This window comes from Pseudoalteromonas sp. BSi20311 (assembly GCF_000239875.1).
Classification (GTDB): domain Bacteria; phylum Pseudomonadota; class Gammaproteobacteria; order Enterobacterales; family Alteromonadaceae; genus Pseudoalteromonas.
Genome location: NZ_BADU01000036.1, coordinates 1 through 11,216, shown reverse-complemented (window position 1 = coordinate 11,216; position 11,216 = coordinate 1). Strand labels below are relative to the sequence as shown.

General features: G+C 38.6%; 10 protein-coding genes and 1 pseudogene. 7 read left to right on the top strand and 4 right to left on the bottom strand.

Annotated elements, in window-relative coordinates; genetic code table 11:
• The 3 genes from P20311_RS19030 to P20311_RS03235 form a co-directional block, all read left to right on the top strand.
• Positions 1 to 1,018: hypothetical protein (locus P20311_RS19030; protein ID WP_036984757.1), on the top strand; the 1,018-nt coding region annotated here is incomplete at its 5' end.
• Complete coding sequence (locus tag P20311_RS03240; protein WP_008109615.1) at positions 1,015 to 1,965, top strand: TniQ family protein; 951 nt, start codon at positions 1,015 to 1,017, stop codon at positions 1,963 to 1,965. The genes P20311_RS19030 and P20311_RS03240, both read left to right, overlap by 4 nt.
• A gap of 6 nt (positions 1,966 to 1,971) precedes the next feature.
• A complete protein-coding gene (locus P20311_RS03235) occupies positions 1,972 to 3,405 on the top strand; it encodes a TnsD family Tn7-like transposition protein (RefSeq protein WP_008109613.1) in 1,434 nt (477 codons plus the stop codon).
• A gap of 14 nt (positions 3,406 to 3,419) precedes the next feature.
• Here the strand turns inward: P20311_RS03235 and P20311_RS03230 are convergent, their stop codons facing one another.
• Positions 3,420 to 3,731 carry a hypothetical protein gene (locus P20311_RS03230; RefSeq protein ID WP_036984753.1) on the bottom strand — a complete coding sequence of 104 codons (312 nt, stop codon included), beginning with the start codon at positions 3,729 to 3,731 and terminating at the stop codon, positions 3,420 to 3,422.
• A 165-nt stretch (positions 3,732 to 3,896) separates the two neighbouring features.
• Here P20311_RS03230 and P20311_RS03225 point away from each other — a divergent pair, with 165 nt between their 5' ends.
• Both P20311_RS03225 and P20311_RS03220 read left to right on the top strand, forming a co-directional pair.
• Entirely contained in the window at positions 3,897 to 5,303 is a 1,407-nt protein-coding gene (locus P20311_RS03225) for an ATP-binding protein (RefSeq protein ID WP_036984751.1), read from the top strand.
• Entirely contained in the window at positions 5,296 to 5,922 is a 627-nt protein-coding gene (locus P20311_RS03220; RefSeq protein ID WP_008109608.1) for an HNH endonuclease, read from the top strand. The genes P20311_RS03225 and P20311_RS03220 overlap by 8 nt, the downstream gene beginning before the upstream one ends.
• Positions 5,923 to 6,668: 746 nt before the next feature.
• Here P20311_RS03220 and P20311_RS03215 read toward each other — a convergent pair.
• Complete coding sequence (locus tag P20311_RS03215; protein WP_008109603.1) at positions 6,669 to 7,697, bottom strand: Abi family protein; 1,029 nt, start codon at positions 7,695 to 7,697, stop codon at positions 6,669 to 6,671.
• 546 nt (positions 7,698 to 8,243) lie between these two features.
• Positions 8,244 to 9,602, bottom strand: a complete 1,359-nt coding sequence (locus P20311_RS03210; protein WP_008109602.1) for a serine hydrolase — start codon at positions 9,600 to 9,602, stop codon at positions 8,244 to 8,246.
• A 225-nt stretch (positions 9,603 to 9,827) separates the two neighbouring features.
• On the opposite strand from P20311_RS03210, the gene P20311_RS03205 reads away from it, so the two are divergent.
• Together P20311_RS03205 and P20311_RS19515 are read left to right on the top strand one after the other, a co-directional pair.
• Positions 9,828 to 10,100 (top strand): hypothetical protein, encoded by a 273-nt coding sequence (locus tag P20311_RS03205; RefSeq protein WP_008109600.1) that lies wholly within the window; start codon positions 9,828 to 9,830, stop codon positions 10,098 to 10,100.
• 58 nt (positions 10,101 to 10,158) lie between these two features.
• Positions 10,159 to 10,248 (top strand): annotated as a pseudogene (locus P20311_RS19515) (CPBP family intramembrane glutamate endopeptidase); the annotation flags it as partial.
• A gap of 204 nt (positions 10,249 to 10,452) precedes the next feature.
• Here the strand turns inward: P20311_RS19515 and P20311_RS03200 are convergent.
• Positions 10,453 to 11,216: methyl-accepting chemotaxis protein (locus P20311_RS03200; RefSeq protein ID WP_036984746.1), on the bottom strand; the 764-nt coding region annotated here is incomplete at its 5' end.

The window sequence follows — 11,216 nt, the reverse complement described above, 5'->3', positions numbered from 1 at the left end:
GGTTATCGAACACAATGAATATAAAGGTAATCTGTTTCGCAAGGAGCAGGTTGTTTATGTCAAGTTTGAGGCTCCCGCGACTAAAACCAAAAAGGGTTTTATCCTTAATTTTTTCTTCGCAATCGACCAGCTACTAGGCTCTAGCCATTACGAGCTTTGGAAAGGTTCCAAGGCGAATAATTCAGCTTTTGTGATTGAGGCAAAGAAAGTGGCAATGAAGTACAATATTGGCATTGTTTTCATTGATGAAATACAGCGCTGCGTCTATGACAGTAATGATGCTAAAGATGAAAACCGCTCAACACTGAATTTTATCGACGCGTTTTTTAATAGCATTGGCATTCCGATGATTGTGGCAGGCACCTATGCCTCGTGGCCTTTATTCCAAACTACCATGTCTACCTCTAGACGTATTTCATCAGGTATATCTGAGCGTTGTGATGGAATTGAGACAACTGTGTATGATCCTGTTACCAAAAAACACATTGCCAATCCGTTTTGGAATTACTACGTGCAGTGCTATTACAAGCCTCACTTGCTGCGGAATCCGTTCACGTTCACTGATGAGATAACCTCAGCGTTAAATTTCTATAGTTGCGGTATTCCCGCACTATTCATTCGTCTGATAAAGCTTTGCTATGAAGAAGCGATTTACTCTGGATTAGAAACTATTTCAGTAGATCTTATTCGTGATGTCTATGCCGATCAATTTTACCTGTTGGCGGACGCACTTCATGCGTTGAGGGAAGGTGAAGTAAGCACATTTGAGGATTTGATTAAACCGCATATCAAGCTACTTAACCCTGCAAAAGCGGGTGAAGATATGAGTACAGCGGACGTTGTTGAAAAGTATTGTATTGACAGTGATGTACCTAATCCACCGGGTATGAGTGATGAAGGCGTAGTGATTGATATGCCATCGGCTAAAAGTACGTTGATACCAGCAGATGATTTTAGAAATTTATCAGGATTAAGTCGGCAGGAAATTGCTGCCAAGCTGGGTGAAGTGAAATCATGAGCAGTGTAGTACGCAAACCACAAATCAATGCATATCCGTTTGAGGGTGAGCATGTCATCAGCTTGATGGTTAGACATCATCAATATTCAGGTATTAGGCGATGGGATAACGCGACCAACCCCATCTCAAGTGATTATAAGGCGGTGGTGCCACATTATGTATTGAGGCCCCTATATCGAGATGTTTACGATGCATTTTCGCCTAGCATCGACTATGAAACGTTTTTAGGAAGACACACTCTTTATCAGTATTACGCTCCATTCTTACCAGCAACACTGTTAAAACAATCTGGCGATAAGCCGTTGTTTGTTAACAATATCAATCGCGTTAAGTATGCTGCCCATTGGCGGCATTGCTCGGAGTGCGTTAAGGAGGATATGGACACTATTGGTGAAACTTACTATCACATTGAGCATCAATTAGCTGGTATGAGTTATTGCGTTAAGCATCAGACACCGTTGTTTATCGCTTGTGATAGATGTCATGATTCTGGGCGCTATCTCAATAGTATTGGTTTACCGCATGGTAGCAACTGTCCTAAGTGCGATATGGGCTACGATAACCTTGATGGTTACATGGATGATGATATCGATTGGGTATTAAGGACATCCACAAAGCTGCTCAAACATGAGTTTCCAAACTTGAACTTGCAGCGACTGCAACGCGCCTATCGGGACTATATTGGATTAGATACGTTCACAAACGTTTCTTCACGCAAGGACACCCTAATAATTGCTGAGGCACAACGAGCGTTGGATAACTACTTTGCACCTGAGCTATATGAGCGTCTTCTGATACTTGACGGTTATCAGGGAAACCGAAAATTCCGAGAATTATTCGTGTCGTATTTAGCATACAAGGACAAACTCACGTTACCGATATGTCACTTGCTGATGATAAGGATGTTATTTGGTGAGATTGAAAATATCCCGAATTTGATGAGCTAATCAACTATGAGCTATCCAGTTTATTACCCCACACCAATTAAAGGTGAAACGGTTTTTAGCTGGGTAGCGCGTGCGCATAGTTACTCTGGTTATCCGAGCTTTCGCAACCAATCGTTAAAAGCTCTTCAGATAAAAACCGAATTAGCCAGCACCGAATTTCCTTCCTATATCGCAAAACTGGCACAAAGCTCTTGTGTGGATGAACAATGGATCGTTCAGTTCATGACCGGGATTAACTACTACCGACCTTTTCAAACCCAAGCCCAGTACCAGCAACTTCAAACTGATTTACTCAGTGGTAATACTGCCTATATGCACTCCCGTTATGGCATGGTAGCAAACCGCTTGTTAACAGAACCTGTCCTTAAATCGTGCCCTGCCTGTGTGACGTATGATGAAGCACAGCATGGATTTGCGTATTGGCATGTAATTCATCAACTGGCAGGTGTGACTTGCTGCCCTTTGCATGGCTTAATGCTTCACTCAGAAAAACGTATACGTTCCTTTGCTGCGCAACCAGAGCCTAGTGAAGTTGTTGAAGCCAGTGCAAATGAGTTCAATCTTTCTACTTGTATCGCAATGACGTTTATCGATGAGCCGATTTTTTTTGCAAAAAGTGACTTAGTGCGCGTACTTAAAAACCGATTATTTGAAATGGGCATGGTGACGGCCTGTGGCAATATTAGAAAGCGATTGCTGGAGCCACTGATGATTGAAGAGTTAGGAAAGCTTTCAGATTGTGCCCATTTTAAACGATTAGCATGCGGCTTAAGGCGCGGTAGCTATCCTGCGAATCTATTTTATAAGCCGCATAACCAGTACCATCCACTGAAATACTACTTTTTTATTCACTGTTTATTTGGCTCGTGGGAAAGGTTTAAAGCTGCGATGGAGGCTCAACCTGTGAAAGAGATTAAAACGCCCAAAGAGCAAGCTCAGTGCCCTTCCTCACTCATTGATAACTCACTCATTATCAAACACTTAAAAGATAGTGGTAGTATGAGAAAAATCGCAGCACAAACAGGCAAAAGTATTGCTTACATTAAAAAAGTTGCAGCTAACAACCAGATTACAGTGGATAAGCGCCCCTCAAAGATATTTTCTGTAGATGAGCGAGATATTTGGCGCAAGCTGATGGTTGGTATCCCAACAGAGGTAATTGCTAAGGAGCATGGTATTTCACAAGGTGCAGTTGAGCTGATATTAGGAAAATTCAGTGAGTTGGTAACGTTGCGAAAAGCTATCCGATTTAACAATAAGAGGCAGCAGTGCAGACAAGAGATAGACTCGTTTTGTCAGTGTCATCCTCAATGTCGGCAAAAAGAGGTAAGAGCGAATTGTGGAGCTTCTTATATGTGGTTGTATAAGCATGATAAGTGTTGGTTGGAGCAGCACCTACCGTCACCCATTCCGCGAGCTTTGCGATACTTAGGTAAGTAGCAGATTTCACGAATTTAATGCAGTTGATAGGGACGAGTTTGATTCAATTTTTCAATTTGTTGTGGGCTAAAGCCGTGCCGGAGCAACTCAAAGTCTTTTAATAAAATCTGACATCTAGTGCCTTCACCTAGAGTTTGATAGATACTGCCGCTAGCGGTTTTAATTAACTGCTCATTTGTTTTTACGATCCGAGATGTACAGACGTAATCTCCTTTGGAGAATCGATAGGTCGAATCATCAACACAAATTCCCCAGAGCACATCTCCAACAAGCTCGCCTTTGTCTAAAACAGAAACTATTTGCCAGTCTTTCACTATCGTGTTCATGAGGATGCCCTTATAGATAGCCATAACTCATGGTAGTTAAAAACGATTTAAAACAATACTAAAAGTATGGAGGTAATCCTGAGTTTTTGTATTCATTGTCTTAATAGTTCACGAATACTATCTAACTTGTTATATTTACGAATAAATTTAGGATGGGGGAATCGGATGTCTTTTAGATTAAAAAAATTCAAATTGGATGATAAAAACTTACAACTACCATTAGTTAAATTAACTAATGGTAATGATAGTGAGGATAACTATTTTACTGTTGTAATTGGTAATAATGGAACGGGAAAGAGCCGCTTTCTAAGAGGTATTGTTGATTCGTATAGGAAGCGAAATGTCGGACATGAAAACTTTTCTTTGCAAGATAAAATTAACAATCCACAGAAACTAATAGCTATTACGACCAGCTTATCTGATAAATTCCCCTCGGATTCCAGTTTTAGTAGACAAGCGAATCCTAATATCATTCGTGAGCAATACTGTTATTTAGGTCCTAGAGGGCGTGTTGGTGGTTCTTCAAATAGAGCTTTAATGGATAAGGCTATTTCGTTTCTCATGTCAGGTTTTGAAGAAAAAAGTAATTTTTATCAATACAACGAAATATTTAATTATTTGAAGTATGAACCCGTCTTAAAACTGGCTTATAAGGTACGAGTGCCAGTTGAATTGAAGGATAGTATTGAGTCAATTGATGGTGAAAACTTAAAGAGCTTCATTGCTATGCGGAGTGAAAACCGAAGTGGTATCAGGCAAGGGACATATAGCAGGTTTTTATCTTCACCTGAGTATTACTGGGATGAGCTTGCTGATGCTTATCGATATGCTTTTGAACAGCAAAATTTTAATCGCGGTGGTGAATTCAATTTTGTAATCAACTTTTCTGAAGAAAATATTAGTCGTTCGGATCACGTAATATCTCACCGTGAGATATCTAGATATCGGGTGTTTGATGATCTACGAAAGCTAGACTTAATAAAAAGTATGCAGGTAAAACTCTACAAGAAGCATGGTGGTGAGTTTAACTACACAGACGCAAGTTCAGGAGAAGCAAGTATATTATCGACCTTAATCGGATTAGTACCCAACTTAAAGAACGATAGCTTGATTCTTATTGATGAACCTGAAATTAGTTTACATCCATCATGGCAATATCGTTACATTGAGTTAATTGATAAGTTGCTACAATCAGTAAAAGGTTGCCATATCATAGTAGCGACACACTCACATTTTTTAATTTCAGACTTACCTAATGGTCGTTCAAATATAGTTCATTTTAAAAGCTCTAAGGGTAATCGGATTGATGTTGATTACTATGATGAAAATACCAACGGTATGTCTGCTGAAGATGTTTTGTTAAACATCTTCGATATGCCTTCTACAAGAAATTATTACCTTAGCGCTATTGTGACTGAATTATTGCAATTGCTGGCAGATGGTCAAAAGCACTCCGATAGATATCATGACTTATGTCTCAAAGTTAAGAAGGTATTACCTAATTTAAAACCAGTAGACCCGCTTTATGATGTTATTTCTAAACTTACAAAGTTAAGGTTGCGTAATGACTGATAGAATTCTTTCACCATATTCTTTCAAAGCGCAAGAGCTTCAACTGATTTCTGATCGGTTTGTAACTCATACAGATTGGAGTAAGTCATGTTTTGACGGAATTAAACTGGCGGTTAAAAATGATTTGCGACCCAAACAAGGAAACCTTTGTTGCTATTGTAAATGGGAATTAGGCTTCGACATAAAGGAAGTCGATATAGAGCATATAGTGCCTAAAAGTGAATATTCAGAGTACACTTTTCATCCGAATAACCTTTCTTTGTCATGTCCGGGATGTAACACCAATAAATGGACTAAGCCTGTTTTAAGTGTACCTATTACAGCTTATCCAACAGATGGTATTAATGTGAGCATTGTTCATGCTCACTTTGATGATTATAGCCAGCATATTGAGAGGCATGCAGATGCAATATATGAGGGGCTTTCACCAAAAGGACGTAGAACAATCAAACTATGCAAATTGGATAGGTTGAAAGACGTACTTAAAAAAATGAAAGCCGCAAAATCGAAAGATACTCAAATTGCACAATTGGTTGCAGAGTTAAGACAAACAAATGATACTCAACGCTCTGAAGAAATTAAGCTTGAATTATCACAGTTAACTGAACAATTTCTATAATTGAAGTTAACCAACTTAATTAAAAACGATATATTATTAATGACGATTAAATTCTAAGAGTTAACCATCTTAATTACAAAATATGGTTTCACAAGCTTTAGTAGGTATTTATGGAGTTAACCCACTTAATTCCGAGATCACATGAAAAAATTTCCATTGTAGAGTGGGATTTATCAAAATTATAAAAGCCGTTGCAGTAATGCAGCGGCTTTTTTGTGCGTGGTGATTAACGTTAATTGTATAAATGTAGGTTGGATAGAGTGAAACGAAGCCCAACAAATCACAAATATACTTACTAGCTCAAAAACCAAGAGTGTGTGTTATTTATTGTAGGCGCACAGCTTGCTTACGCGCTGCCTTAGCCTGAGTAGATGCTTGAAATTACTATTACAGGTAAAGTTGATGCGTTTCGTGCTTCTAGAAATTAGAAACCTTATTCAAGGTTTTGTCGCGCTGGCGACGGCAGCCAAAGAGGGACTGCCGCTGACCCCTCTCTGGACACTCTCAGCGCACCCGAGCATCACGCTCAATCCTTCAAACCACAATTGATGTGAACGTAAACGGCGAAGATAGGCCATCCATGGCCTAGTTTCGCCTTATCGCGCATCCATGCGCGACATTACTCATCAATTGCTTATTTTCAGGGCGTGATGACGGGGGAGGGTGTTAAACGTGAGATTGGTGTTTTGTCTTGGCAAAATGCAAGATCTGAGATAATAGATTTTTAATTTTTTATTAAAAACCTATTAGATAAAGAATTCGTGCTCTAGCCAATTATCTGGGAAGCCCATAGGAAACAACGGAATTTCAGGATGCAATAAGATCAAAGCTTTCACTTTGTTATTCCATTGACTATCAGGGCTAATCTGTTTCATTAAATATGCTAACATTAGTATGATCATGTAGATACGTCGATTTGGTTGAATTTTGCTAGGTTCTAATCTACCAGGTAATTGCCAAATGACACCACGGGGTACTTTAGGTTGGATAGCTAATTCTCTATTCCAGAGACGGCTATGGTGCGCGCAACAATTTCTTATGAAATTTAAAGTATGTAGCCAACTTTCAAATACTTCTTGAGGCAACTCAAACCTTTTTGCAATTTCTTTTCTATCTATATCTTTTGCAAGCCCTCTATAAAGATGTGAAATACTCCCAAAGGTTAGCTCTTCAGCCATCGCCCACCCAGGCATCAATCTAGGCTTATCATATGAATAATGGTAAAAGCGGGGATAGTTCTCTCTAACCCTTTTTTCTATACGTTCTTGCTTTATTTCATCATTAGCTGAGTTACGTTCAATTTTCTTAATATCTCTTTGGAGAGCATTAAATTCTTTTGTTTGCTTATCCTCAACTTCTTTTAGTAAGCGTTTATGCTGGTAAGTTCTTTTGAATAGACTTTCATTTAAGTACCAGTGAGAGCCACTGCACTCATCAGTCTCAGTTTGATACTTTATGCCCATCACATTATTAAGAGTGGCTCTGATGGCTACTTCAACTCTCTCTACAGCATCCATAATAAGAAGCCTTAGCTCCCTATCAAAAGCATACAGATCAACTATTTTTTTAAACTCAACCCCGTCTTTGAATTGGTGTTCAATTTCTTGTCTTTCTTTAGGTTGTTGGAAAGGTCGCATATACGCACTAAGGCGAAAAAAGCTGATTACTTCTAAGTATTTTTCTGCTCGGTCAGGCTGTAGAATATGTAGACCGCGACTTTGTAAAAGGGTTATTTGTTCGTTTACAGTGATGGCTGGTTTATTGAATTGAGTCATTATGCCTTCTTAATATTAGTAATAAGCAGACATAAAAAAGCCCGCGCAATTTGAGCATTCAAAAGAGGCTTGGCGGGCGTGTTGTTGACAATACTAGCCATAAGAGATCGCTCCGTCAATATATTTTAATAAAAACACGTTTTAGTAATTAACTCATAAAGAGTAAAAACAAACAAGGTATCTATAATTAAAAACCTTATTCAAGATTTTGTCGCGCTGGCGACAGCAGTCAAAGAGGGACTGCCGCTGGCCGGTCTCTGGACTTGGTAAGATTCTTTTAAAATCATATTTTTGTTCTTTAGTTATTTTTAAAGTGAATGATGTATAAAGAAGTTGCTAAATTAATCTAGCCATAAGTATATTGTAGTGGCATAGTTGGCTTGGCCACCCATTAGAAAGTTCCGGTCAAGCAGGTTGCTGTGCTTTCTTGATCTTTTTATTCAAAAGCTAAGTGTTCTTATTATTTAAATTCGAACCAAAGGGGGTCAAATCTTGACTTCAGACATTAAAAATAGATAAATCAGAATGGGTGTCATTATAATTATCTTAAATTTTAATTGCCTCACTCGGCGTGGTTGATAACCCACTAAAATATTTCATTATTAATTTCCCTTGGCTGTTTTTTTCAATGACTAAATAGTTATTTGAATTAGGGTAATAAAAACTATTTTTAGACATGGGGATTAGCTTTATTTTATTTCCACCAGTGCGCTGAGAATATAAAACATCATTTTCATAAATTAGGCTGCGAGAAGTATTTTTATTAATACGGTAATCGCCTAAAACGGGTGATAGTTGCTCCGCTGTTACATTTACGCTTTTAAATTTTGGTAGTTCTATACCTAGTACTTTAGCTGTGAGTTTTTCGTTTATAAAAATAGGGTTTATATGGTTTGAATTAGCGAGTACGGCTACGTATAGTTTTTGTTCGGGTATATAGCGTGCATGTGCTAAAAAGCCATTTATTCCACCGGTGTGCTTAATTACCGTATAGTCATTAAAAGGCTTAACAATTAGGCCGTAACCATAGGATGAAAAGCTGCCGTTGTTGAGTTTAAAAGGGCTGACCATCTTCTCATAACTTGCTTTACTAATAAGCTTGCCAGACGATAATGCACTAAACCAAATATTTAAGTCAGTTGGAGTAGATATAAGGGCCCCTGCGGCATAGGGCCAATCCATATTAATATAACTTGTGTTTATAAAGCCTTGCGCTGTTTGTTCATATCCAGCTGCGCGGTGAGGAATAAGCTCTTGCCCTTCGTAGCTACTTTGTGTCATCCCCAGTTTTTTAAAAATATTTTGTTCAACGAACTCTTTATAAGATTGCCCACTTGCTACTTCAACTATTTTACCAAGTAGTGAATAACCTGTATTTGAATAAGCCATTGCTTCGCCTGGTTTAAAAACCATAGGGTGCTTGGCAAAACGCGCTAGCGTGTCGTCAACGCTTGCAGGTACTTGTATTTCTTTATCGAATAGGTCGTCGTCATCGGTATAATTTGCTATTCCCGATGTGTGGGTCAGTAAGTTTTCTATTGTGACGAGGTTACCCTCAGTAGGAAAGCTTGGAACATACTTATGAATATTGTCAGAGGTTAATAATTTACCTTGCTCTTGCAGCATCATAATTGCAGCAGCGGTAAACTGTTTTGAAATAGAGCCTAATCGTAAAACACTTTGATTGGTAAGTGGAATGTTGTGTTCAAGGTTGGCAAGCCCTCGGGTTCCTTTAAAAACAGTTTTTTCATTTTTACTTATTATCACCGACACACCAGGCTCACTGGCTGAAAGGGTATCATTAAGGATTTGCTGGTACTGTAAAGCTGTAGGCTCTGCTTTAGCTTGGTTGGGTATTAATAGAGTAAGAGCTAATAAGCAGCTCGTGTAAAATGGCTTTATCATGTTCATCCTTTAATTTTTATATCAAGTTCGCTAATGAGCTGGCGTTCCTTGCGCTTTATAGTGAGTTAATATTGCACAGCTAAAAAGTAAACACAATTAATGACGTTATTAAGTGCTTAGTACTGATTAATAAGTACAATAGTTAAAATTTATTTATTTTAATTTTATATTTATAAGGAAGTTGTTTATAAGAGTGATGTAACGCCATTTTTATATATTGCTGTTATGGCTTTTTATTTTTTACACAAAAACGAAGAAGGTAAAATACTAGTACCGATTGTTGCTTTTGCAGCAATACCGTTATTTAGTAACGATTACTGGCTGTGGTTTAAGGTGAGTATAGGGCTGAGCATCTATGTTTTAATGGTAGAAAAAGCTAAAGCCGGATATACAGGAGGTGGAGCCGTTTCAGTATTCGCTATGCTTTTTGTAGGGGCTTATATAGTCAGTATTGTTATCAATACAGTCATATCCGTAACGGCTAATGGAATTTTTTAACTATGTACCCATAAAAACCAAATGGTCACCCATTAGAAGGTTACGGTCAAGTCGGCGTGTTTATCTTTGGCTAAGAGAGCGTACAGGAAGTTTGGTATTTCCTATTTTGGCCCATAATAGTGTTAATTTTGTTGGGCAGCTAATCTAATTAAAAGTTTAATTTAAGAGAGGAAAACCTTGTGTAAGTTTTTACCTCTTCACCGGCAGCAGCCAAAAGGGCTCGTTTGCAGGTGACCACAAGTCATTCATGCCTGCAATTTGAGCTCCTTTTATTACCTATGCTTTTAGTGCTTTGTACTGCTAAATTAGCTTTCGAACACTACTCAGCTTGAAAGCATGAGAAGCCCAGTACTTACACTTTAAACTGTTGTACCAATTTTAATAAGTTATTGCCTAGTATTGCCATTTCGTTACTTGCTGTTGATGTTTGCTCAGTTGCAGCTGATGATTGCTCTGTTACTTGTTTAATATTAACAACGTTGCGGCTGATCTCATCTGCAACCACGGCCTGTTGCTCAGCGGCTGAGGCTATTTGCGCGTTCATATCATTAATTGCGCTGCTGTAGTCATTGATTGTTCGCAGGGTTTCACCTGTTTTACTCACTTTTTCAACAACTAAGTCTGTTTGTTGTTGGCTTTTGGTCATTACCTCAATGGCGGTTAATATTCCGGATTGAAACTTATCGATCATTTGTTCTATGTTGGCGGCCGACTCTTTAGTTCGTTGTGCTAAGGTTCTTACTTCATCAGCAACGACTGCAAAACCTCGGCCTTGCTCACCCGCTCTTGCGGCTTCAATGGCGGCATTCAATGCCAATAAGTTTGTTTGTTCAGATACGCCTTTGATAACATCTAATATGGTACTTATATTTTCGCTGTCGGCTTGTAGCTTTTCAATTGCAGAGGCTGATTGATTAATTTCTTTAGTAAGGTTATCAACCGCGTGAACTGTTTCGTTCACCATGCTTTCACCGGCTTTAGCATTATTATTTGAATCACTTGCTGAACTGGCGGCATTTTCTGCGCTATTTGCAACGTCTTGAATTGTTGCATTCATTTGCGTCATGGCGGTGGCAACTTGTTGCGTTTCATCATGCAGCTTTTTAACTGCTGCAC